The organism is Mycobacterium sp. (genome assembly GCF_035314905.1).
GTDB lineage: Bacteria > Actinomycetota > Actinomycetes > Mycobacteriales > Mycobacteriaceae > Mycobacterium.
Genome location: NZ_DATFYW010000050.1, coordinates 1 through 21,662 on the forward strand (window position 1 = coordinate 1; position 21,662 = coordinate 21,662).

General features: G+C 68.4%; 23 protein-coding genes. 16 read left to right on the plus strand and 7 right to left on the minus strand.

What is annotated here, in order from left to right; translation table 11 throughout:
• Together VKG81_RS03995 and VKG81_RS04000 are read right to left on the minus strand one after the other, a co-directional pair.
• Positions 1 to 597, minus strand: a 597-nt coding sequence (locus VKG81_RS03995; protein ID WP_324389928.1) for a TIGR03089 family protein, incomplete at its 3' end; no start/stop codon positions are given.
• 1 nt (position 598) lies between these two features.
• Entirely contained in the window at positions 599 to 2,101 is a 1,503-nt protein-coding gene (locus tag VKG81_RS04000) for an LCP family protein (RefSeq protein ID WP_324389930.1), read from the minus strand.
• Between the two features lie 96 nt (positions 2,102 to 2,197).
• On the opposite strand from VKG81_RS04000, the gene rfbD reads away from it, so the two are divergent.
• Genes rfbD through VKG81_RS04020 form a run of 4 tightly spaced genes read left to right on the plus strand, consistent with a single transcriptional unit; the run spans position 2,198 to position 5,718 of the window.
• The gene (rfbD, locus tag VKG81_RS04005) at positions 2,198 to 3,046 is read left to right on the plus strand and encodes a dTDP-4-dehydrorhamnose reductase (RefSeq protein WP_324389932.1); all 849 of its coding nucleotides are present in this window, start codon (positions 2,198 to 2,200) and stop codon (positions 3,044 to 3,046) included.
• Positions 3,046 to 3,732: an alpha/beta fold hydrolase gene (locus tag VKG81_RS04010; RefSeq protein WP_324389934.1), complete on the plus strand. Its 687-nt coding sequence runs from the start codon at positions 3,046 to 3,048 to the stop codon at positions 3,730 to 3,732. Before rfbD ends, VKG81_RS04010 begins: the two co-directional genes overlap by 1 nt.
• Before the next feature lie 38 nt (positions 3,733 to 3,770).
• The gene (locus VKG81_RS04015; RefSeq protein ID WP_414685146.1) at positions 3,771 to 4,637 is read left to right on the plus strand and encodes a glycosyltransferase family 2 protein; all 867 of its coding nucleotides are present in this window, start codon (positions 3,771 to 3,773) and stop codon (positions 4,635 to 4,637) included.
• A gap of 1 nt (position 4,638) precedes the next feature.
• The gene (locus VKG81_RS04020) at positions 4,639 to 5,718 is read left to right on the plus strand and encodes an NDP-sugar synthase (RefSeq protein WP_324389938.1); all 1,080 of its coding nucleotides are present in this window, start codon (positions 4,639 to 4,641) and stop codon (positions 5,716 to 5,718) included.
• On the opposite strand, the gene VKG81_RS04025 is transcribed toward VKG81_RS04020, so the two are convergent.
• From VKG81_RS04025 to cofD, 3 genes are read right to left on the minus strand one after another with little or no spacing between them, the layout of a single operon-like run.
• On the minus strand, positions 5,700 to 6,260 hold the full coding sequence (locus tag VKG81_RS04025; RefSeq protein ID WP_324389940.1) for an NUDIX hydrolase: 561 nt from the start codon (positions 6,258 to 6,260) through the stop codon (positions 5,700 to 5,702). The two genes, VKG81_RS04020 and VKG81_RS04025, sit on opposite strands and share 19 nt — an antisense overlap.
• Positions 6,257 to 7,600 (minus strand): coenzyme F420-0:L-glutamate ligase, encoded by a 1,344-nt coding sequence (locus VKG81_RS04030; RefSeq protein ID WP_324389942.1) that lies wholly within the window; start codon positions 7,598 to 7,600, stop codon positions 6,257 to 6,259. Before VKG81_RS04030 ends, VKG81_RS04025 begins: the two co-directional genes overlap by 4 nt.
• Entirely contained in the window at positions 7,597 to 8,601 is a 1,005-nt protein-coding gene (gene cofD, locus VKG81_RS04035) for a 2-phospho-L-lactate transferase (RefSeq protein ID WP_324389944.1), read from the minus strand. The genes VKG81_RS04030 and cofD overlap by 4 nt, the downstream gene beginning before the upstream one ends.
• Positions 8,602 to 8,885: 284 nt before the next feature.
• On the opposite strand from cofD, the gene VKG81_RS04040 reads away from it, so the two are divergent.
• Positions 8,886 to 9,236, plus strand: a complete 351-nt coding sequence (locus VKG81_RS04040; protein WP_414685144.1) for a WhiB family transcriptional regulator — start codon at positions 8,886 to 8,888, stop codon at positions 9,234 to 9,236.
• A gap of 9 nt (positions 9,237 to 9,245) precedes the next feature.
• On the opposite strand, the gene VKG81_RS04045 is transcribed toward VKG81_RS04040, so the two are convergent.
• Positions 9,246 to 9,668, minus strand: coding sequence for a metallopeptidase family protein (locus tag VKG81_RS04045; RefSeq protein WP_324389972.1), 423 nt, complete (start codon positions 9,666 to 9,668; stop codon positions 9,246 to 9,248).
• A 122-nt stretch (positions 9,669 to 9,790) separates the two neighbouring features.
• Between VKG81_RS04045 and VKG81_RS04050 the strand changes: the two genes are divergently transcribed.
• Genes VKG81_RS04050 through VKG81_RS04070 form a run of 5 tightly spaced genes read left to right on the plus strand, consistent with a single transcriptional unit; the run spans position 9,791 to position 14,875 of the window.
• The gene (locus VKG81_RS04050; protein ID WP_324389946.1) at positions 9,791 to 10,216 is read left to right on the plus strand and encodes a DUF3499 domain-containing protein; all 426 of its coding nucleotides are present in this window, start codon (positions 9,791 to 9,793) and stop codon (positions 10,214 to 10,216) included.
• A 55-nt stretch (positions 10,217 to 10,271) separates the two neighbouring features.
• The gene (locus tag VKG81_RS04055; protein WP_324389948.1) at positions 10,272 to 11,666 is read left to right on the plus strand and encodes a phosphomannomutase/phosphoglucomutase; all 1,395 of its coding nucleotides are present in this window, start codon (positions 10,272 to 10,274) and stop codon (positions 11,664 to 11,666) included.
• Positions 11,663 to 12,721 (plus strand): TobH protein, encoded by a 1,059-nt coding sequence (locus VKG81_RS04060; protein WP_324389950.1) that lies wholly within the window; start codon positions 11,663 to 11,665, stop codon positions 12,719 to 12,721. Before VKG81_RS04055 ends, VKG81_RS04060 begins: the two co-directional genes overlap by 4 nt.
• A 3-nt stretch (positions 12,722 to 12,724) precedes the next feature.
• Positions 12,725 to 13,951 carry a mannose-6-phosphate isomerase, class I gene (gene manA / locus VKG81_RS04065; protein WP_324389952.1) on the plus strand — a complete coding sequence of 409 codons (1,227 nt, stop codon included), beginning with the start codon at positions 12,725 to 12,727 and terminating at the stop codon, positions 13,949 to 13,951.
• A 3-nt stretch (positions 13,952 to 13,954) separates the two neighbouring features.
• A complete protein-coding gene (locus VKG81_RS04070; RefSeq protein ID WP_324389954.1) occupies positions 13,955 to 14,875 on the plus strand; it encodes a cation diffusion facilitator family transporter in 921 nt (306 codons plus the stop codon).
• Here the strand turns inward: VKG81_RS04070 and VKG81_RS04075 are convergent.
• Complete coding sequence (locus tag VKG81_RS04075) at positions 14,836 to 16,230, minus strand: oxidoreductase (protein WP_324389956.1); 1,395 nt, start codon at positions 16,228 to 16,230, stop codon at positions 14,836 to 14,838. The two genes, VKG81_RS04070 and VKG81_RS04075, sit on opposite strands and share 40 nt — an antisense overlap.
• A gap of 47 nt (positions 16,231 to 16,277) precedes the next feature.
• On the opposite strand from VKG81_RS04075, the gene VKG81_RS04080 reads away from it, so the two are divergent.
• From VKG81_RS04080 to ahcY, 6 genes are all read left to right on the plus strand, one after another.
• The gene (locus VKG81_RS04080; RefSeq protein ID WP_324389958.1) at positions 16,278 to 17,762 is read left to right on the plus strand and encodes an amino acid permease; all 1,485 of its coding nucleotides are present in this window, start codon (positions 16,278 to 16,280) and stop codon (positions 17,760 to 17,762) included.
• 78 nt (positions 17,763 to 17,840) lie between these two features.
• Complete coding sequence (locus tag VKG81_RS04085) at positions 17,841 to 19,043, plus strand: alkane 1-monooxygenase (protein WP_324389960.1); 1,203 nt, start codon at positions 17,841 to 17,843, stop codon at positions 19,041 to 19,043.
• The gene (locus VKG81_RS04090) at positions 19,040 to 19,213 is read left to right on the plus strand and encodes a rubredoxin (protein WP_324389962.1); all 174 of its coding nucleotides are present in this window, start codon (positions 19,040 to 19,042) and stop codon (positions 19,211 to 19,213) included. Before VKG81_RS04085 ends, VKG81_RS04090 begins: the two co-directional genes overlap by 4 nt.
• The gene (locus VKG81_RS04095) at positions 19,210 to 19,398 is read left to right on the plus strand and encodes a rubredoxin (RefSeq protein WP_324389964.1); all 189 of its coding nucleotides are present in this window, start codon (positions 19,210 to 19,212) and stop codon (positions 19,396 to 19,398) included. The genes VKG81_RS04090 and VKG81_RS04095 overlap by 4 nt, the downstream gene beginning before the upstream one ends.
• The gene (locus tag VKG81_RS04100) at positions 19,395 to 20,039 is read left to right on the plus strand and encodes a TetR family transcriptional regulator (RefSeq protein ID WP_324389966.1); all 645 of its coding nucleotides are present in this window, start codon (positions 19,395 to 19,397) and stop codon (positions 20,037 to 20,039) included. The genes VKG81_RS04095 and VKG81_RS04100 overlap by 4 nt, the downstream gene beginning before the upstream one ends.
• A gap of 60 nt (positions 20,040 to 20,099) precedes the next feature.
• Positions 20,100 to 21,572, plus strand: coding sequence for an adenosylhomocysteinase (gene ahcY / locus VKG81_RS04105; protein WP_324389968.1), 1,473 nt, complete (start codon positions 20,100 to 20,102; stop codon positions 21,570 to 21,572).
• Positions 21,573 to 21,662: the final 90 nt, after the last annotated feature.

A 21,662-nucleotide genomic window follows, 5' to 3' on the forward strand; every position in this document is an offset into this window, starting at 1 on the left:
CAAGTTGTCGACCAGTTCGTTATATCCATTCCAGGAGGACGTCGACAAAACTCGGTCACCTCCCGAAATGCCCCGTGACCGAGCGGAATTGCGGGCTGCTTCGAGAACGTCGTCTGGCGAGCGCCCGGCCAGGGCCGGGCCCGGGCGTGCCTCGGCGACGATCTGGTCGCCGTGCACCCTGACCGACGTCGCGTAGTCGGTCACACCGACCGGCAACCCCGGGACCGGCCGGCCGAACGGATCCAGCGACAGGGCAACGACCTCTGCTGCGTCGGCCTCGGACAGCCGCTCGGCCGTGCACATCGCCACATCCGCGTCCGGCGCCGCGCCGATCACCGCCTCGGCGCCGATCCACCAGATCCCGAGCAGCACCCCCGCGGTCTGCCAATGCGCCGGCAACAACACCGCCACCCGGCTTCCCGCGCCTTCGCCCAGCTCGTCACGCAGCAGGTTGCCCGTCTTGGCCGCCCAGTTGGCCAGTGTCACCGTCGACAGCTCAATGCGTTCGCCGGTGGCGTCGTCGTAGTACGTGATGCGAGGGCCGGCAGGATCGGTGTGCAGCAACGGATCCAGCACTGTGGCAGTCAGATTCGTCATGCTAGCTGACGCACTCGGGCTTGTCCGCTCCGGCGGTCAGGATCGGCGACGGCGGGGGCGCGTTGGAGTCGGGCGCCGGGCCGGCCGCCGCAGTGTTCACCGACGGGGCGGTCGGGTTGTTGCTGTCGAGGCCGGAGCCCGGTCCGGTGTAGTCGCCCGCCAGCACCACGCGCACCGTCCCCGGCGGGAGGCCGGCCTTGGCGACGATCGGCAGACCGCCCAACTGCGTGGCCACCGATTGCGCTCCGAGGTCGTCGGCCTTGACGGCCTGAACCTGGCTGTTGGACACGTGGCCCGATTCGTTGTTGCCGACGGCGCCGGCCGTAAAGCCGTCGTTGGTCAGGACTTGCGATACCGCGGCGGCCAGGCCGCCGATGTCGCTGTCGTTGAGCACATCGGCGGTGGTCTTCGACGGTGTGTACGCCAGCTGCTCCGTCCTGCCCTGTGCCTGGTTGTTCAGCAGGCCCTTGACCCACTGCTGCACCTGTGCCGGATCGACCCGGACCACGCTCTGCGTGCCGTCGTCGCTCCAGCCCGACTCGTCGAGCACCGGGATGGTGGCGAACGCTACGCTCCCGGCGGCCAGCTTCTGCAGTTGCTTGACGAAATCCATGATGTCCCAGCCCGAGGACAACACCACCGACCGCTGGATGGCCTGTTGCAGGCGACCGACTGTGGCTGGGCTGGACAGCGTCTTGCCTGAAATCACCTGGTGCGCAAGTGAAGCCATCACCGCCTGCTGGCGGACCACGCGGTCGAGGTCGCCGCGCGGCAGGTCGTGTCGCTGGCGCACGAAGCTCAACGCCTGCGGTCCGTTGAGCTTCTGCCACCCCGCCGGAAAGTCTGCGCCCGAAAGGGGTTCGTACACAGCATCCTTGAGGCAGACGTTGACTCCGCCGACCGCGTCGGCGATCAGGGCGAAACCCAGCAGCCCGATTTCGGCGTAGTGGTCGACGGTGACGCCGGTCAGGTCGCCGACGGTCTTGATCAACGCCTCGCGACCCGCTTCCGTGGACCGGGATTCGGCTTCGCCGGCGCTGACACCGGATTGCACGAGCTTGACGCGCTCGGCCTCCTTGGTCTGGCCGAAGACACCGTTGATCTTCGTCTTCCCCAGGCCCGGCGCCTCAACGTAGGAGTCGCGCGGGATCGAGATCGCGGTCGCCGACCTCCCGTCGTTCGGGATACGCACCAGGATGATCGTGTCGGTGTTGGTCGAAACGTCGTCGCCTGCGTGCAGCTTCGACAATTCTTCCTGCGACAGCGAATTTCCGTGCGCATCGGTCCGGCTGTCGAGGCCGACCAGAAGGATGTCGATCGCGCCGTCGTCGCCGCCCTCGCCCAACAGCGGGGTGCTGAACTGGAAGATGCCGTCTTCGAACGAGCGGAGCTTGCCCCACGCCAACCCCGTGACCACCACGATCACGATCGCGGCCACGGTGAACACGGCACGCACCGTGCGCCGTGGGCTGGTGACCGAGTCGGCAGCTGGCGCTGCAGGCAAAAAGGATCCCCCTGTCGGTTCTATGGCTTCGACCAGGCTACTGGCGAGAGCGCCGGTCTCGTCGTAGCCCGCGCCGGGCGTGCCAGACTCATCGGCATGCCCTCGAGGATCGTGATCACGGGCGCCGGCGGGCAGGTCGGCCGCTTTCTTGCCGCAGAAGCGGCCCGCGAGGGCCGTGACGTGCTGGCCTTGACCTCGAGAGAGTGGGACATCACCGACGCCGGCGCGGCCGCGCGATTCGTCGCGCGGGGCGACGTAGTCGTCAATTGCGCGGCGTACACGGCGGTGGACGCCGCCGAATCCGATGTGGCGCGGGCCCACACCGTCAACGCCGTCGGCGCCGGCAACGTCGCGCGGGCGTGTGCTCGCGCCGGGGCGCGGCTGATCCACATCTCCACCGACTACGTCTTCAGCGGCAGCTTCGCAGGCCGACCGCGGCCCTACGACCTCGACGACCCGACCGGCCCGCTCAGCGTCTACGGGCTGTCCAAGCTTGCCGGTGAGCGCGCCGTCCACGATGAACTGCCCGATGCTCACGTGGTGCGGACGTCGTGGGTCTACACCGGGCAGGGCAGCGACTTCGTCGCCGCGATGCGCCGGCTGGCCGGCGGTGAGGGGCCGGTGGACGTGGTCGCCGACCAGGTCGGATCGCCGACCTACGTCGCCGACCTGGTCGGCGCGCTCCTGCAAATCGCCGACGCAGGAATCACCGCGCCGCTGCTGCACGCGGCGAACGCCGGTGCGGCCAGCCGCTTCGAGCAGGCCCGCGCGGTGTTCGAGGACATCGGCGCCGACCCCGCGCGGGTCCGCCCGGCCGGCACCCACGAGCATCCCCGGCCCGCGCGCCGGCCGCCCTATTCGGCGCTGTCGGCGCACCAGTCCGCGCAGGCGGGCTTGACCCCGTTGCGGCCCTGGCGCGACGCGCTGGCCGACGCGCTGCACTGATGGCCTCGCTGTGGCTGCTGCTGCACGGCACGCCGCTGGACCCCGAAGTGTGGGACGACGTGCGCGCGCACCTCACGGGTCAGGCTGCGGTCCCGGACCTGAACGACCTGGTCCCCGCGGCCGGACCGGTCCACGAACAGGTAGCGGCCGCGGTGCTGGCCGGCCTGCCTGACGGCGACCTGGTGGTCGTCGGCCACTCCTTCGGCGGTCAGGTCGCCATCGAGGTCGCGCTGCAGGCGTCCCATCGCGTCGCGCGATTGATAATCGTCTGCAGCCGTCACACCCCGTTTCCCGCCTTCGCGCACGGCGCGCGCAGCGTCCGGGCCGGCCAGCCGCTCGACATCGACGCGGGCCTTCGGCGCTGGTTCACCCCGGCAGAGCTCGCCGCTGATCCGCCGGTGATCTGCTATCTGCGCCGTCGGCTGGCGACCGCGCCGCGGGACCCGTGGGCGGCGTCGCTCGACGCGATCGCCCACTACAACCGGGCGGCGGGCGTTGGCCGCATCGCGGTCCCGACGCGGCTGTTCGCGGCCGGGCACGACGAGGTGGCGACGCCGGCAGCGATGGCGGAGCTGGCCGACGCGGTGCCCGACGCGCGGCTGCGCGTCGTCGCCGGGTGGGCGCACATGTCGCCGTTCGCCGATCCCGCCGCGTTCGCCGCCACGCTGCGAGAAGCTGCCGGGTAGCTGACGCTACCCTCGACGCCGTGAGTGACGAACTGGTCGTGGTGACGGTGACGTACTCACCCGGCCCGCACCTGGGCCGATTTCTGGCCACGCTGGCGCACGCCACAGACCGGCCGGTCAGCGTCATCATGGCCGACAACGGGTCCACCGACGGCAGCCCCGAAGCGGCCGTGGAGGACTTTCCGAACACCCGGTTGCTGCACACGGGCGGCAACCTCGGCTACGGCACCGCGATCAACCGGGCCGTCGCGGAATTGTCCGCGCAGGCCGACTGCGCCGACTTCGTCGTGGTCGCCAACCCGGACGTCCAGTGGGGTCCCGGCAGCATCGACCAGTTGCTGGAAGCCGCGGGCCGCTGGCCCCGCGCCGGCGCGCTCGGGCCCCTGATCCGCGACCCGGACGGCTCGGTCTACCCGTCCGCCCGGCATGTGCCGAGCGTGATCCGCGGCGGTATGCACGCCGTGGTCGGCCCGTTCTGGAAGAACAACCCGTGGACGTCGGCCTACCGACAGGACCGGCTCGACCCCAGCGAGCGGCCGGTCGGCTGGCTGTCCGGCTCGTGCCTGCTGCTGCGCCGCGCGGCGTTCGACGAGGTCGGCGGGTTCGACGAGCGTTACTTCATGTATATGGAAGACGTCGACCTCGGCGACCGGCTCGTCAAGGCCGGCTGGCAGAACGTCTACGTGCCGTCCGCGGAGATTCTGCACGACAAGGGCCACGCCACCGGCCGCGATCCCGCCCGAAACCTCGCCGCCCACCATGCCAGCACCTACATTTACCTTGCCGACCGGTATGGCCGGTGGTGGCAGGCGCCGCTGCGCTGGGCGATGAGAACCGCCCTTGTGGTGCGCGCCCGCCTGGTGGTCCGGAGCTCTCGACGGAGGCTGGCGAAAGGACGGCGCTGACGTGACAGATCCCTCGAAGGTCGACGCCGTCGTCCTGGTCGGCGGGCAGGGCACGCGGCTGCGGCCGCTGACCCTGTCGGCGCCCAAGCCGATGTTGCCGACCGCCGGGCTGCCGTTTCTGACCCACCTGCTGTCGCGGATCGCGGCGGCCGGCATCGAGCATGTGGTCATGGGCACCTCCTACAAGGCGGAGGTGTTCGAGTCGGAATTCGGTGACGGGTCGAAGCTGGGGCTGCAGATCGACTACGTCACCGAGACCGAGCCGCTCGGCACCGGCGGCGCGATCGCCAATGTCGCCGACAAGCTGCGCCACGAGACGGTGATGGTCTTCAACGGCGACGTGTTGTCGGGCGCCGATCTGGGCGCTCTGCTGGAAGCGCACGACCGCAAGTCTGCCGACGTGACGCTGCACCTGGTCAGGGTCGGTGACCCTCGGGCGTACGGCTGCGTGACGACCGATGAAGACGGCGTCGTGACCGCGTTCCTGGAGAAGACCCAGGATCCGCCGACCGACCAGATCAACGCGGGCTGCTACGTGTTCCGGCGGGCGCTGATCGACCAGATTCCGCGGGGCCGAGCGGTTTCGGTGGAGCGCGAGGTGTTCCCCGCGCTTCTTTCGCAAGGCGTGCGGGTGTGCGGTTACGTCGACGCGACGTACTGGCGTGACATGGGCACGCCGGAGGATTTCGTACGCGGTTCCGCCGATCTGGTTCGCGGGATCGCGCCGTCGCCGGCTCTCGGAGGCCAACGGGGCGAGAAGCTGGTGCACGACGGGGCCGCGGTGGCCCCGGGCGCGTTGTTGATCGGCGGGACCGTCGTCGGTCGCGGCGCCGAGATCGGCCCCGGGACGCGGCTGGACGGGGCGATCATCTTCGACGGGGTGAAGGTCGAGGCCGGATCGGTGATCGAGCGGTCGATCATCGGTTTCGGCGCCCGGATCGGCCCGCGGGCACTGATCCGCGACGGCGTGATCGGCGACGGCGCCGACATCGGCGCCCGCTGCGAGCTGCTGCGCGGCGCCCGGGTGTGGCCGGGGGTGACGATTCCCGACGGCGGGATCCGCTACTCCACCGACGTCTGAGTCGCGATGTGGCGTCGCGCGAACGAAACCAGTTGCGCCAGAGCCTGATCCGAGTTCTGCGGTAGCGCGTCCAGCGGCCACCAACGAAGGTCGAGCGACTCGTCACTGACTTCGATCGAGGCGTCGGGTGGCGCATATGCGACGAACTGCATATCGAGGTGGCGGGTGGGCACGCCGAGCGAGCAGGTGATCGGGTGGACGTGAACGGCGATGAGACCGGGATCGACCTCGAGGTCCCCGACTCCGGACTCTTCGATCGCCTCCCGCTGCGCCGCGGCGACAATGTGACGGTCGCCGGTCTCGCAGTGCCCACCCAACTGCACCCAGCGGCCCAGCCGCGGGTGCAGCGTCAGCAGTGCCTGCGTCCCGGTGCTGTCGAGCACGAGAGCAGACGCGGTGATATGGCCCGGCACGCACTCCCTCTCGCATGCGTCGTCACGGCCCAGCACGAACGCGAGCACCGCCTCGCACAACGCCTCCTGAGCGGAATTCGGTGCCGGCCAGCAGGTCAGCGTTTCGATGACCGAATCGCGGACGCTCATTTCTGCACCAGCAGATCGTCGCTCGGTGCGGGATCCCGCGGCGGCGCCGGCTTTTCGGGATAGCCGATGGCCACGGCGCCCAGCGGCTCCCAGTCGGCGGGGAGCCCGAGTTCGGCGCGCACCAGATCGGCGGCGAAAATCGTCGAGCCGACCCAGCAGCTGCCCAGACCACGCACCGCGAGCGCAACCAGCAGGCCCTGCACGGCGGCGCCGACCGCGACCGTGAACATCGTGTGCTCGGCAGCGGTGCGCGCGGCGTCGGGGTAGCTGTGAGCGCCATCGGGCACCAGGAACGGGATCACCAACTCCGGTGCGTCGTAGAGAATTCGGCCACGGCTGACCCGGGCCTCGATCGCATGCGGCGATTTTCCGTCACCGGACAGGTCGGCGCGCCAACGGTCGTTCATTCGATCCAACAGCGCGATGCGTCGCCCGGCGGTGCGCAGCCACACAAAGCGCACCGGCCGGGTGTGGTGGGGGGCCGGCGCTGTGAGGGCGTCGGAGACCGCCTCCTCGACGAGTTCCGGCGGCACCGGTGTGGGGGCGAAGCTGCGGACCGAGCGACGCATCAGCAGCGCCTGGCGGCGGCCGAGCGACAGCGCCTCCTCGGTACCCAGCCAGAACAGGTCTTCCTCGCCGGGCCGCAGCAAGCTGCGCGCGGTCGACCCGTCGTCGCGCACCGCCAGACCACGCACCACGGCCACCGGTATGCCGGTCAATTTTCCCTTGACAAGGTCGGCGGCGGCGGCGATTTCGTCGGCCACGGCGACCTCGGTGACGAGTAGCTCGTTGCCGTGCACATCGTAGGCGCCCGCGTAGGCGTGCAACACCTCGAGGCCGGCCGCACCGATGGCGGTGTCCGTCTGGCCGTTGCGCCAGGCCCTGCCCATGGTGTCGGTGATCACCACGGCGACGGTCACGCCGAGCCGCTCCCGCAACCTGTTGCGCAACCTCGCAGCGCTGGCATCGGGGTCGACGGGTAGCAGCGCGAGTTCTGTTGACCCGACATTGGATCCGTCCACGCCCGCCGCCGCCTGCACAAGACCGAGCGCGTTCTCGGTGATCAGTGTCTTGCCTTTGCGTGCCAGCACCCGCACGGCCTCAGCGTCGATGAGCTTGCGCCGCAACTCATCTCGCGCATCTGGGTCGTCGGGCGCGGGCACCACGCGGCCTTCGCACTTGGAGAGCACCTTGCTGGTGACGACGACGACGTCGCCGTCCCGCAGCCAGGGCGCGGCGGCCGCCAGCGCGTCCGCCAGATCGTCACCGGGACGAAATTCCGGCAGTCCGGCCACGGGCAGCATTTCTATTGCGGCTCCGGCGCCGTGGTCGCCGGTCATGCTCGCGGCCCCAGCGTAAGCCCGGCCAGCTCCAAGCCGCTGCGGACCATTTCGGCGGTGGCATCCGGGTCGCGCATCAACAGCGGAACCGACCTCACCGCGACGCCGGGGATCTCGGCGTGGTCGCCCTCATGGATCAGCCACCCGTCGAGGAGGCCGACACCGGAGCGGGCGCCGTAGTACCGGCCGACGGCTTCGGACGTCGTCGCGACGCCGATGACCCGAAGGCATTCATCGGCCATGCCGCGCAGCGGCTTTCCCGCCACGATGGGGGAGTAGCCGATCATCGGAGCAGACGTCGAGCGCAATGCGCCCCGGATCCCCGGGATTGCCAAGATCGCACCGATGCTCACGACCGGGTTGGACGGCGCGAAGAACACCACGTCCGCGTCGGCGATCGCGTCGGTTACTCCGGGGCCCGCGGTCGCCTTGTCGGCGCCGATGAACCCGAAACTGTGCGTGGGTAGCCGCGCCCGATACCGCACCCACCACTCCTGGAAGTGAATCGCGCGCTGCACGCCAGCGCTCGGATCGGTGACGACGACGTGGGTTTCGCTGCGGTCGTCGCTGGCGGGCAGCAGCCGCGCGGCCGGCGACCACCGCGCGCACAGCGCCTCGGTGACTTGTGACAGCGGGTAGCCGGCCCGCAGCATCCGGCTGCGTACCAGGTGCGTGGCCAGGTCGCGATCGCCCAGTCCGAACCAGTCCGGCTGCACGTTGTACTTCGCCAATTCCTCCATAGCGTGCCAGGTTTCGTCGCGGTGCCCCCAGCCCCGCTCGGGATCGACGCCGCCGCCGAGGGTGTACATGCAGGTATCGAGGTCGGGACAGATGCGCACGCCGTGCAGCCACGCGTCGTCGCCGATGTTGACGATCGCAGTCAGCTCGTGATCCCCGGCGCCGCCGGAGTCGCCGGCGAACCGCCCCAGGCCGAGCAGTTTCTGCACACCCAGCAGAAACCGCGCGCCGCCGACGCCGCCGACCAGAACGGTGACCTTCACACCGACCGACACTAAGCCTTCGGCCCGATGGACGTTCGGCGCGGTCCGTTATGCGACACGCCGCGACCGCGACGCGCCGAAATTGTTATCACGAAATGGTATGAATTCTCCCTTCAGTGCTTGACCGGGGCAGCTAACACGTGTGTAATCACATGAGTGTCATTCCCGGTTCGCCAACCGTTCCCGGTGTCGCAGACCGAGATTCGATCACTTGTTCGAATTCAGTTTGAATAGTGGACGGCATTCCACAAGAACATCTGCGATGACCAGGTTAGGAGGCGGGAATGTCCTATTGGAGCGCGATGGGCACCACGCCGCACACCAATACCGGCGCGACGACGGGGACGACAAAACGTGCCCATTTGACTTTGGTGCCGGATAGTTTCGCGAGTTTTGGACTTGCGCCGGCAACCACTGACGACCAGTGGCAGGAGCGCGCCCTGTGCGCCCAGACGGATCCGGAGGCGTTCTTCCCCGAGAAGGGCGGCTCCACCCGTGAGGCCAAGCGCATCTGCCTCGGATGCGAGGTACGCGACGCGTGCCTGGACTACGCGCTGGCACACGACGAGCGCTTCGGGATCTGGGGCGGCCTCTCGGAACGGGAGCGCCGCCGCCTCAAGCGGGGCATCGGCTAGGCGCGCCGCTCAGTCGTCATCGATCGAAGGGTCGATGACGGACGGTTCGACGCCCAGATACGTGGCCACCTGCGCCACGAGCAATTCATGCAGCAACTCGGCCAGTTCCTCGGTGTCTTTCGCCCGCCGCTCTATTGGCTTACGGAACAACACGATTCGCGCCCGCGTCGTGTTGCCGCGAATATCGACACCAGCGGGGATGAGCCGGGCGAGCGCGATGGGCCCGTCCGCCACCACCTCGGGCGGCCACTGCACGCTGTCGGGGTCCTTCGGCGAGATGCGGGGGATCTCGTCGACCGCAACGTCCAGCCCGGCGACGCGTTCCTGCCAGCGCTGCTCGATCGGCTCATAGGCTTCCAGCACCGCCATGTCGAACCGCTCGGCGCGGGTGCGCCAGCCCGGCACGGTGGGCGGCAGCAGCGGCCCGCGCATTTCCCGCCGGCGGGGACTGCGTGAACGGGTCACCCCGGGATCGTAACGGTTGAGGATCTTCTCGGCCGGGGGCTGAGCGTGTCCGGCGCCGCGACGCGTTTGCGCACGATAGCCTCTCCGACGTGAACGTTCCCCGTCGCTGCTGCCGGCCCGGGTGTCCTCACTACGCGGTGGCGACGCTGACGTTCGTCTACTCGGACTCGACGGCTGTCGTCGGACCGCTGGCCACCGCGCGCGAACCGCACTCGTGGGACCTGTGCGTGTCCCACGCCGGCCGGATCACCGCGCCGCGGGGCTGGGAACTCGTCCGCCACGCCGGGCCGCTGCCGAACAGCCCCGACGAGGACGACCTCGTCGCGCTGGCCGACGCGGTCCGGGAAGGCCGCGACGGCGTCGTGCTGGGCAGCACCGCACTGGATGACCTGTCGGATCCGGCCGGCGGCCCCCCGGTGGCCAACGGCGGCGTGCTGGCAACCCCGGCGCACCAACCGGCGCCGAGCGGCCGGCGGCGCGGGCATCTGCGGGTGCTGCCCGATCCACCGCGGTAGCGGCCGGCTGAGGCGAGCCAGAAGCGGCGTCATCGCCAACGGCTAGGCTTGCGGCATGGCCCGGCCCGCTGCCGATGTTCACCGCGTGATCAAGGCATACGACGTACGCGGACTGGTCGGAACGGAGATCGACGAGCCGTTCGCCGCCGAGGTCGGCGCCGCGTTCGCGCGGCTGCTGCGCGGCGAAGCGCAGACCACCAAGCGGGTCGTCGTGGGCCACGACATGCGCGACAGCTCCCCGAGTCTGGCCGCGGCGTTCGCCGCCGGCGTGACGGGTCAGGGTCTCGACGTCGTGCGTATCGGGCTCGCCTCCACCGACCAGATGTACTTCGCATCCGGGTTCTTCGACTGCCCCGGCGCGATGTTCACCGCGAGCCACAACCCCGCCGCATACAACGGCATCAAGCTGTGCCGTGCCGGCGCCAAGCCCGTGGGCCGCAACACCGGGCTGGAAACGATCACCGACGAGTTGATCACCGGCGTGCCGCCGCACAACGGGCCGGCGGGCAGCATCGTGGACCGCGACGTGCTGGCCGACTACGGCGAGTTCCTGCGGTCGTTGGTCAACCTGTCCGATAGGCGGCCGCTGCGGGTGGCCGTGGACGCCGGTAACGGAATGGCGGGGCACACCACACCCGCGGTGCTCGGTCCGATTCCATCGATCACGTTGGAGCCCTTGTATTTCGAACTCGACGGATCATTTCCGCACCACGAGGCCAACCCACTGGATCCGGCCAACCTCGTAGACCTGCAGCAGTTCGTGCGCAAGACCGGGGCGGACATCGGCCTGGCCTTCGACGGTGACGCCGACCGGTGTTTCGTCGTCGACGAGCTCGGGAATCCGGTGTCGCCGTCGGCGGTTACCGCCCTGGTGGCGGCCCGCGAGCTGGCGCGCGAGATCGGGGCGACGGTCATCTGCAACCTGATCACCTCACGAGCGGTGCCGGAGTTGGTGATCGAGCGCGGCGGCACCCCCGTCCGGTCCCGCGTCGGGCACTCCTACATCAAGGAATTGATGGCAGAAACCGGGGCGATCTTCGGTGGCGAGCATTCGGCGCACTACTACTTCCGTGACTTCTGGGGGGCCGACTCCGGCATGCTGGCCGCGCTGCACGTGCTGGCCGCGCTCGGCGAGCAGAACCGGCCGCTGTCGGAGTTGACGGCCGACTATCAGCGCTACGAATTGTCCGGCGAGATCAACTTCACCGTCGACGACGCAGACACGTGTATCGAGGCGGTGCTGCGGTCGTTCGGCACCAAGATCGCGTCCATCGACCACCTCGACGGCGTGACAGTCGACGTCGGTGATGGCACCTGGTTCAACCTGCGCACATCCAACACCGAGCCGCTGCTACGGCTCAACGTCGAGGCGCGCACCAGAGAAGACGTTGACAAGGTTGTCGAACAGATTGCCGCGCAAATCAATTCGCATGCGGGGGCGGCGAGGTGAACGCCATCGGTTCCGTGATCGACCTCGACGACGCCGAAGGCTTGATCGCCGCCGACCGCGAGGGTCTGTTGCGCAGGGCGTCGATGGCCGGGGCGCACGTCCGTGCGACCGCAGCGGCGGTCGAGGAGGGTGCGCTGGAGTCGGTCGCCGGAGCAAGGCCCCGCACCGTGATCTGGGTAGCCGGCCGCGGTGCCGCCGCGACGGCGGGCAGCATGCTCGCGGCGACGCTCGGCACCGCGGCGGGCGAGCCGTTCGTCGTTGCGTCCGGTGCGCCCTCGTGGATCGGGCCCCTCGACTTGCTCGTGGTGGCCGGTGCCGATCCCGGTGACCCGATGCTGGCGGGTGCGGCCGTGACCGGGGTGCGGCGCGGCGCCCGCGTGGTCATCGTGGCGCCGTACGAGGGGCCGCTGCGCGACGCCACCGCGAGCCGCGCCGCCGTGCTGTCCCCGCGACTGCCGGTGGATGACGCGTTCGGGCTCTGCCGGTATCTTGCCGCCGGGCTGGCCACGGTCGCGGCCGTCGACGACGGGATGCACATCGACGTCGCTTCGCTGGCCGACGAGCTCGACGCGGAAGCGTTGCGCAGCAGTGCTTCTCGTGAGCTGTTCACAAACCCCGCAAAGGCGCTGACCGAGCGCATGATCGGGCGTCGGGTGGTGCTGACCGCCGACTCGGCGGCGCCGCTGGCACTGGCTCACCACGGCAGTGCGATCCTGCTGCGGGTCGCCGGCGAGGCCGCAGCGGCGACCTGTCTGCGCGATGCGCTCGTCGGGCTGCGGTCGGCCACCGTCGCCGACCCCGTTGACGCGCTGTTCCACGATGAAGAGATCGACGGTCCGTTGCCGGAACGATTCCGGGTGCTCGCGCTTACCCTGAACGGGGAGCGGCCGGTGGTCGCGGCGCGAGTGGCGGACCACGCCGACGTCGACATCATCGGCGCCGAGGACGTTCCGGACGCGACATCGGTCGGCTCGGGTGGCGCGGAGCAACAACTGGGGGTGTTGGCGGTGCGGCTGGAGATGGCAGCGGTATACCTGCGATTGGTCCGGGGTTAGCAGGTGTACCTGTTACGTGGCGCGGTGCGCACCTACGCGTGGGGGTCGCGGACGGCGATCGCCGAGTTCACCGGGAGGCCCACGCCCACACCGCATCCCGAAGCGGAACTGTGGTTCGGTGCCCATCCGGGCGACCCGGCATGGCTGGAGACCGAGGCCGGTGAGCGGTCGTTGCTCGACGCGCTGGCTGCCGACCCGGAGGGCCAGTTGGGCGCCGCCGTGTGTGAGCGGTTCGGCGACACCCTGCCGTTTCTGGTGAAGGTGCTCGCGGCCGACGAACCGCTATCGCTGCAGGCCCACCCGAGCGCGCAGCAGGCGGCCGAAGGCTTCGAGCGCGAGGAGAGACTCGGTATCCCGATCACCTCGCCCACACGCAACTACCGGGATCGCTGCCACAAGCCGGAACTGTTGGTCGCGCTGAACCAGTTCGAGGCGCTCGCAGGCTTCCGGGAACCCGCGCGCACGGTGGAGCTGATGAAAGCGTTGGCGGTCTCCGACCTCGACCCGTTCGTCGACCTGTTGAGCGGCCAGCCCGAGGCCGATGGCCTGAGGGCACTGTTCACGACGTGGATCACCGCGCCGCAGCCCGACCTCGATGTCCTGGTGCCCGCTGTGATCGAGGGCGCGATCCACTATATCCGCTCCGGCGCAACGGAATTCGCAGCGGAAATGAAGGATATCCTCGAGCTGGGCGAGCGCTATCCCGGTGACGCGGGCGTGCTGGCCGCGCTGCTGCTGAACAGGATCAGCCTGCGGGCCGGCGAGGCAATCTTCCTGCCCGCAGGGAACCTGCACACGTATCTGCGCGGCATGGGCGTCGAGGTGATGGCCAACTCCGACAACGTGCTGCGGGGCGGGTTGACACCCAAGCACGTCGACGTGCCAGAGTTGTTGCGGGTGCTGGACTTTCGTCCTGCAGCCGAGGCGTCGCTCCGCGCCGGAACGTGGCGCGAGGGGCCGGAGCTGATCTATGGCACACCCGCGACCGAGTTCGCGGTGTCCTGCCTGCGCATCGAGGGTGAGCACGTCGGCCACGAGATCGACACCGTTGTCCGCCACGAAGGCCCGCAGATCCTGCTGTGCACCGGGGGGGCGATGCTGGTTCACGCCAAGTCGTCGTCGTTGACGGTGGATCGCGGCCGGGCCGCGTGGGTGTCCGCCGACGACGGACCGATCCGGTTGGTCGCCGAGCAGCCGTCGGAGCTGTTCCGGGTGAGTGTCGGGCTGTGAGCGATGTCGGCAGGCGGTAGCACCCGGGCCATAGTGGCGGCCCTGGCCGCCAATGCCGGCATCGCGCTGGCGAAGTTCATCGGCTACCTCATCACCGGAAGCTCTTCGATGCTCGCCGAATCGGTGCACTCGGTGGCTGACACATCCAATCAGGGACTGCTGCTGTTCGGTCAGCGCGAGGCCCGCAAGGAACCCGACCCGTTGCACCCGTTCGGCTACGGCCGCAGCCGCTTCTTCTACTCGTTTGTGGTGGCGCTGGTTTTGTTCAGTGTCGGCTCGGTATTCGCGCTCTACGAGGGCTATCACAAGATCACCCATCCCGAGCGCCTCAGCTCACCGCTGGTCGCGATCGTGATCCTGATCGTCGCAATTGGGCTGGAGGCGTTCAGCTTTCGCACCGCGATCGTGGAGTCGCGCCCGCTGAAGGGTTCCGGCGGCTGGTGGAGGTTCATCCGCAACTCGCGCAACCCGGAACTGCCGGTGGTGCTGCTGGAGGACACCGGCGCATTGACCGGCCTGATCTTGGCGCTGGCGGGCGTCGGGCTGACCGTACTGACCGGCAACGCGGTCTGGGACGGCATCGGCACCGCCGGCATCGGTGTGCTACTGGGCGTGATCGCGGTGATCCTGATGATCGAGATGCACAGCCTGCTGATCGGCGAGGGTGCGACGGCCGATCAGCTGCACGCCATCCAGGCGGCACTCGACGGCACCCCGCACGTCGACCGTGTGATCCATCTCCGCACGCAATATCTGGGCCCAGAGGAGATGCTGGTGGGCGCGAAGATCGCGCTGGCACCGGATTGCGATCTGGCGACGGTCGCACGAGTCATCGACGACGCGGAGGTGCGGATCCGTTCCGCGGTGCCCGCCGCGCGGGTGATCTACCTGGAGCCGGACCTGGACCGGGTGCTGATGGAGTAGGCGGCCGGCCCTGAGGGCATCCGGCGGCGTTCGGCCCACCAGCACCGCATGTTGTGGCGGACGGCACGGCCGACGATGCCCGCCGACGGGATCATGTAAAGGCTGTCCAGCAGGCTGAACCGGCGCAGGAACCACTCCGCGAGCACCGGCTCGGTTTCGGCGGCTCCGAGGAACTGGTCGAACAATTCGCCCACCCACGGATACCAGCGGGGCATCGGTCCGCCGGCACGGTGCAGGACCAGGTCGCCGATCGCGTTCATGGTCCAGACCGGAAAGGTCGTCTTGGCCGTCGCACGGTTCACCTCGGCGGCAACGTGCGCGTCGGGTAACTGGAGTGCACGGCGCAGATGACCGGCCTGCAGCGAAGTCATCGTCATGCCCTGGCCATAGGTCGGATTGAAGCTGGCGACCGCGTCGCCGAACGGCACGATCCCGGCAGGGAACCTTGGCAGCTTGTCGTAGCGGCGCCACCTGCTCGTCGGGTATTTGTGAAACGCCACCTCGCCGATCGGCTCCGCCTGGCGGATCGCGGCGGCATGGTGTGCGGGCAGGATCTTCTCGGCCACCGCGCACATTCCGGGGAAGTCTTGCGGGGGCTCAACCTTGGCCACGCCGAACGTGGTCAGCCCCCAGGTGCAGTCCTCGTAGTAGAGCATCCCCAGGCCGACCGGTTGTTCGCGAGAAGCCCCTGCCACGATGACCTTCTCCTCGATCAGGCCGTCCGGAATGCGCAACTGGTGAGTCGCGTACCCGATGCCGACATCGACGGTGTCCTCGGTGGGCCTGCCGTATCCCCACTCCGACAACCACACCGGCAGCCGCGTGCCGCGACCGGAGGCATCGACGACCAGGTCGGCCGGCACGAACGGGCCATCCTCGAGCACCACCCCGGTCACCCGCCGGTCGTAGCCGTCATAGCGCGGTGCGTTGACGGCGCCCTGCCTGATCTGCACGTTGGGCAGTGCCGAGGTGCGGCGCCGGATCTGCCACTCGAGGTGGGGCCGGCTCGGGACGTAGGTGGTGAAGGTCTCCCGCAACTCGGTCGGCATGCCCAGCACGTGGCCGGCCGCGCCGAAGTGGATGGATCCGGGCTGGTCCTCGAGGATCGGCACGCCCGCGTGAACCATCTCGTCGAGCAGGCCGGGAAACAACGCGCCGAACTCCTGCGCGCCGCGGGCCATCAGGATGTGCACGTGGCGTCCCTGCGGGACCGCGGCCCGGTTGGCCGGGGTGTCCGGCAGCGTGTCGCGGTCGAACAGCGTCACGTGGTCGTAGAAGTCCGACAACACGCGCGCCGCACACAGACCCGCAATGCTGGCACCGATCACGACAGCGTGTTCGGAAAGCCTCCCCATGGGGGAGCACAGTACTTGAGTACATTGCCGAGGGAGAGGGGGCGCACATGGGGAATCGATGGCGGACGAAGTCCGTCGAGCAATCGATACAGGACACCGACGAGCCGGACAGCCGGCTCCGCAAGGACCTGACCTGGTGGGACCTGACCGTCTTCGGCGTATCGGTCGTGATCGGCGCGGGCATCTTCACGATCACCGCGTCGACGGCCGGCAACCTGACCGGTCCGGCGATCTCGGTCTCGTTCGTCATCGCGGCGGTCACCTGCGGGCTGGCGGCGCTGTGCTACGCCGAGTTCGCGTCGACGCTCCCGGTGGCCGGCAGCGCCTACACGTTCTCCTATGCGACCTTCGGGGAGTTCACCGCATGGGTGATCGGGTGGGACCTGATCCTCGAGTTCGCGGTGGGTGCCGCCGTGGTGGCCAAGGGCTGGTCGAGCTACCTCGGCACGGTGTTCGGATTCTCGGGTGGCACAGCCAAATTCGGGCCGGTGACGCTGGACTGGGGCGCCTTGCTGATCGTTGCGATTCTCACCACGCTGCTGGCGCTGGGGACCAAGCTGTCATCGAACGTCAGCGCCGTGATCACTCTCGTCAAGGTCTCGGTGGTCGTGCTCGTCGTCGTTGTCGGCGCGTTCTACATCAAGGTCGGCAACTTCTCGCCGTTCGTGCCGCCCGGCCAGCCCAGTCAGTCGCATGCCGAGCAGTCGGTGTTCTCGCTGCTGACCGGCGCGTCGGGAAGCGACTACGGGTGGTACGGCGTGCTGGCCGGGGCATCGATCGTGTTCTTCGCGTTCATCGGATTCGACGTGGTCGCCACCACGGCCGAAGAAACCAAGAACCCGCAGCGCGACGTGCCCCGCGGCATCCTGGCCACGCTGGCCATCGTGACCGTCCTGTATGTGGCGGTCTCCGTGGTTCTTTCGGGCATGGTGCGCTACACCGAGCTCAAGGACAAAGCCGGCGGCGGGCACGCGAACCTGGCCACCGCGTTCAAGGCCAACGGGGTCAACTGGGCCGCAGAGGTGGTCGCGATCGGGGCGCTGGCCGGGCTCACCACGGTGGTGATCGTGCTGATGCTGGGCCAGAGCCGGGTGCTATTCGCGATGGCACGTGACGGACTGCTACCCCGCGCGCTGGCCAAGACCGGGTCGCGCGGCACACCGGTGCGGATCACGGTGCTGGTCGGCGTGCTGATCGCGGTGGCGGCGTCGGTGTTCCCGATCGGCAAGCTCGAGGAAATGGTCAACGTCGGCACGTTGTTCGCGTTCGCGCTGGTGTCGGGCGGCGTGATCATCCTGCGCCGGACGCGTCCCGACCTGCCGCGCGGCTTCCGCGCGCCGTGGGTGCCGGCGCTGCCGATCGCGTCGATCATCGCCTGCCTGTGGTTGATGCTGAACCTCACGTTGCTGACGTGGATCCGCTTCGTCGTATGGATGCTGATCGGCATGGTCGTCTACTTCGGGTACGGCCGGCGCCATTCCGTGCTTGCGACCAGGGAGGCGGCCCAGGCGCGACCGCTGTTTACAAAATAGGGATTCATGTCTAGACAACAGACAAACTGCCCTCTAGAGTAAAGCCGTGATGTGATCCGGCTCTCGGAGGTGAGTGCGTTGACGGCTGAAACGCCGGAAGTCTGGCGCGACAAGAAGCGGCACCTGTGGCTGACGGGGCTGATCGCCCCGACCGCGCTGTTCGTGGTGCTGCCGGTGGTCTGGGCGATGAACCAGCTGGGCTGGCGGAGCGCGTCGCAGGTGCTGTTCTGGATCGGTCCGCTACTGATCTACGTCCTGCTGCCGCTGCTGGATCTGCGATTCGGTCCCGACGGTCAGAACCCGCCCGACGAGGTGATGGAGCAACTCCAGAACGACCCCTACTACCGCTACTGCACCTATGCGTTCATTCCGTTCCAGTACGCCAGCGTGGTGTTCGGCGCGTATCTGTTCACCGCCGCCAACCTGAGCTGGCTGGGTTTTGACGGGCCGTTGGGCTGGGTGTCCAAGATCGGGGTCGCGCTATCGGTTGGGGTGCTCGGCGGGGTGGGCATCAACACCGCGCACGAGCTCGGCCACAAGAAGGACGCGCTGGAGAGGTGGCTGTCGAAAATCACGCTCGCGCAGACCTGTTACGGCCACTTCTTAATCGAGCACAACCGTGGCCACCACGTGCGTGTCGCGACGCCGGAGGATCCGGCGAGCGCGCGGATGGGCGAGAGCCTGTGGGCGTTTCTGCCGCGCAGCATCTGGGGCAGCCTGCGCTCATCGTGGCATCTGGAGGCCCAGCGGATGCGCCGGCTCGGCAACAGCGTGCTCAACCTTCGCAACGACGTGCTCAACGCGTGGTTGATGTCGGTCATGCTGTGGGGCGTGCTGGTCGCGATCTTCGGGTTCGCGCTGCTCCCGTTCGTCGTGATCCAGGCCGTCTTCGGGTTCGTGCTGTTGGAGACCGTGAACTACCTCGAGCACTACGGGCTGCTTCGGCAGCAGGCCGCTAGCGGGCGCTACGAACGCTGCACACCCGAACACAGCTGGAACTCCGACCACCTGGTGACCAACATCTTCCTCTACCACCTGCAGCGGCACAGCGACCATCACGCGAACCCAACGCGTCGCTACCAGGCGCTGCGCAGCTTCGACGGCGCGCCGAACCTCCCGAGCGGATACGCCAGCATGATCTGCCTTGCGTACTTCCCGCCGCTGTGGCGGCACGTCATGGACAAGCGTGTGCTGGCGCATTACGGCGGCGAGGTCAGCAGGGCGCATCTGCAGCCGGCCAAGCGGGCGAAGCTGCTGCAACGGTACGGGGTCCACGCGTGAGCGCGTACCTCTGCCCGGTGTGCGACTACGTCTACGACGAGGCGACAGGCGCCGCGCGCGAAGGCTATCCGCCGGGCACGCGGTGGGATCAGATTCCCGACGACTGGTGCTGCCCCGACTGCGGGGTGCGCGAGAAGGTCGACTTCGAACCGATGGAGGTAACGAAGTGAGCACCGATGACTTCAGGCTGTTCCGCTGCATCCAATGCGGCTTCGAGTATGACGAAGCGCTGGGCTGGCCGGAGGACGGGATCGCGCGCGGCACCCGCTGGGACGAGATCCCCGACGACTGGAGCTGCCCAGACTGCGGGGCCGCCAAGGCCGACTTCGAGATGGTGGAGGTTGCCCGTTCGTGAGCGCTAGTCTCGCGCCTGTGACACGTGGGAGATCGCCGCAGCGAGTCCCGTATGCCGAGGCGTCGCGGGTGCTGCTTCGGGACTCGATCCTCGACGGCATGCGGGAGCTGCTGCTCACCCGTGACTGGTCGGCCATCACGCTGGCCGACGTGGCCCGCGCGGCCGGGATCAGCCGCCAGACCATCTACAACGAGTTCGGGTCGCGGCACGGCCTCGCGCAGGCGTATGCGTTGCGGGCGGCCGACGGGCTCGTCGACGCCGTCGAGACCGCGATCGAAGCCAACGTCGGCGACATCTACGCGGCCTTCGTGCGGGGCTTCCGGTCGTTTTTCGCCCAATCCGCGTCCGACCCCCTGGTCATCTCGCTGCTGAGTGGCGAGGCCAAGCCCGATCTGCTGCAGATCATCACGACCGACAGCGCGCCGATCATCACGCATTGTTCGCAGCGGTTGACCGCTTCTTTCCAGCAGGGCTGGGTCAAGGTCAGCGACGAGGACGCCGGGGTGCTGGCACGCGCTATCGTGCGGTTGGCGATGAGCTACGTGTCGATGCCACCGGAGGCAGACCACGACGTCGCCGTCGACCTGGCCCGGCTGCTGACGCCGTTCGCCGAGCGCCACGGCGTGGTCGAGGCCGGATGAGTCGTCGACTAATGTGTACTTAAGCTAAGTATTCGGGGCAGGCTTACGAGAAGGACAACCATGACCACCACAGAGCAGCGGCTGACACCTGACGTCCGCAACGGAATCGAATTCAAGGTCGCCGACCTCTCGCTGGCCGACTTCGGCCGCAAGGAGATCCGCCTCGCGGAGCACGAGATGCCGGGCCTCATGGCGCTGCGCCGCGAGTACGCCGAGGTGCAGCCGCTGAAGGGTGCGCGCATCTCCGGCTCGCTGCACATGACGGTGCAGACCGCGGTGCTGATCGAGACCCTCGTCGAACTGGGCGCCGAGGTGCGGTGGGCGTCGTGCAACATCTTCTCCACTCAGGACCACGCGGCGGCGGCCGCCGTCGTCGGCCGGCACGGCACACCTGAGGAACCGCAGGGTGTTCCCGTGTTCGCGTGGAAGGGCGAGACGCTCGAGGAGTACTGGTGGGCCACCGAGCAGATGCTGACGTGGCCGAAGGAGCCGGCCAACATGATCCTCGACGACGGCGGCGACGCGACGATGCTGGTGCTGCGGGGCGCGCAATACGAGGCGGCCGGTGTCGTGCCGCCGGCCGAGGACGATGACTCGACCGAATGGAAGGTATTCCTGGCCCGGCTGCGGGAGCGCTTCGAGACCGACCAAACGAAGTGGACGAAGATCGCCGAGTCCGTCAGGGGCGTCACCGAGGAGACCACGACGGGCGTGCTGCGGCTCTACCAGTACGCGGCTTCCGGGGAGCTGAAATTCCCGGCCATCAACGTCAACGACTCGGTGACCAAGAGCAAATTCGACAACAAGTATGGCACCCGGCACTCGCTGATCGACGGCATCAACCGCGGCACCGATGTGCTGATCGGTGGCAAGAACGTGCTGGTATGCGGCTACGGCGACGTCGGCAAGGGCTGCGCGGAGTCGCTGAAGGGCCAGGGTGCCCGCGTCACCGTCACCGAGATCGACCCGATCAACGCCCTTCAGGCGCTGATGGAGGGCTTCGACGTCAAGAGCGTCGAGGACGCGATCGGCGAAGCGGACATCGTGATCACCGCGACGGGCAACAAGGACATCATCACGCTCGACCACATGCGCGCGATGAAAGACAAGGCGATCCTGGGCAACATCGGCCACTTCGACAACGAGATCGACATGGCCGCGCTGGAACGCGACCCGAAGATCCATCGCATCAACATCAAGCCGCAGGTCGACGAGTTCGTGTTCCCTGATGGCCATTCGATCATCGTGCTGAGCGAGGGCCGGCTGCTGAACCTCGGCAACGCGACCGGGCATCCGTCGTTCGTGATGAGCAACAGCTTCTCCAACCAGGTGATCGCGCAGATCGAGCTGTGGACCAAAAACGACACCTACGACAACGAGGTGTACCGGTTGCCGAAGAAGCTCGACGAGAAGGTGGCCCGCATCCACGTCGCCGCCCTCGGCGGTCATTTGACCAAGCTCACCAAGGAGCAGGCCGAGTACATCGGGGTCGACGTCGAGGGCCCGTACAAGGCCGACCACTACCGCTACTGACAGCGCGTCAGGTCGCGGCCGCCTCACCGGGGTGCACAGCGGGTTTGCGGAGCCGGGCCCACAACCAAGCCGGGTTCCACTCGGGGCCGC

Bases quoted from the DNA above. Each gene is read 5' to 3' on its own strand.
- rfbD (WP_324389932.1), top strand. From the start codon at position 2,198: ATGCCCTCGAGGATCGTGATCACGGGCGCCGGCGGGCAGGTCGGCCGC.
- VKG81_RS04010 (WP_324389934.1), top strand. From the start codon at position 3,046: ATGGCCTCGCTGTGGCTGCTGCTGCACGGCACGCCGCTGGACCCCGAA.
- VKG81_RS04025 (WP_324389940.1), bottom strand. From the start codon at position 6,260: ATGAGCGTCCGCGATTCGGTCATCGAAACGCTGACCTGCTGGCCGGCA.
- VKG81_RS04030 (WP_324389942.1), bottom strand. From the start codon at position 7,600: ATGACCGGCGACCACGGCGCCGGAGCCGCAATAGAAATGCTGCCCGTG.
- VKG81_RS04040 (WP_414685144.1), top strand. From the start codon at position 8,886: ATGTCCTATTGGAGCGCGATGGGCACCACGCCGCACACCAATACCGGC.
- VKG81_RS04045 (WP_324389972.1), bottom strand. From the start codon at position 9,668: ATGCGCGGGCCGCTGCTGCCGCCCACCGTGCCGGGCTGGCGCACCCGC.
- VKG81_RS04055 (WP_324389948.1), top strand. From the start codon at position 10,272: ATGGCCCGGCCCGCTGCCGATGTTCACCGCGTGATCAAGGCATACGAC.
- VKG81_RS04070 (WP_324389954.1), top strand. From the start codon at position 13,955: ATGTCGGCAGGCGGTAGCACCCGGGCCATAGTGGCGGCCCTGGCCGCC.
- VKG81_RS04075 (WP_324389956.1), bottom strand. From the start codon at position 16,230: ATGGGGAGGCTTTCCGAACACGCTGTCGTGATCGGTGCCAGCATTGCG.
- VKG81_RS04080 (WP_324389958.1), top strand. From the start codon at position 16,278: ATGGGGAATCGATGGCGGACGAAGTCCGTCGAGCAATCGATACAGGAC.
- ahcY (WP_324389968.1), top strand. From the start codon at position 20,100: ATGACCACCACAGAGCAGCGGCTGACACCTGACGTCCGCAACGGAATC.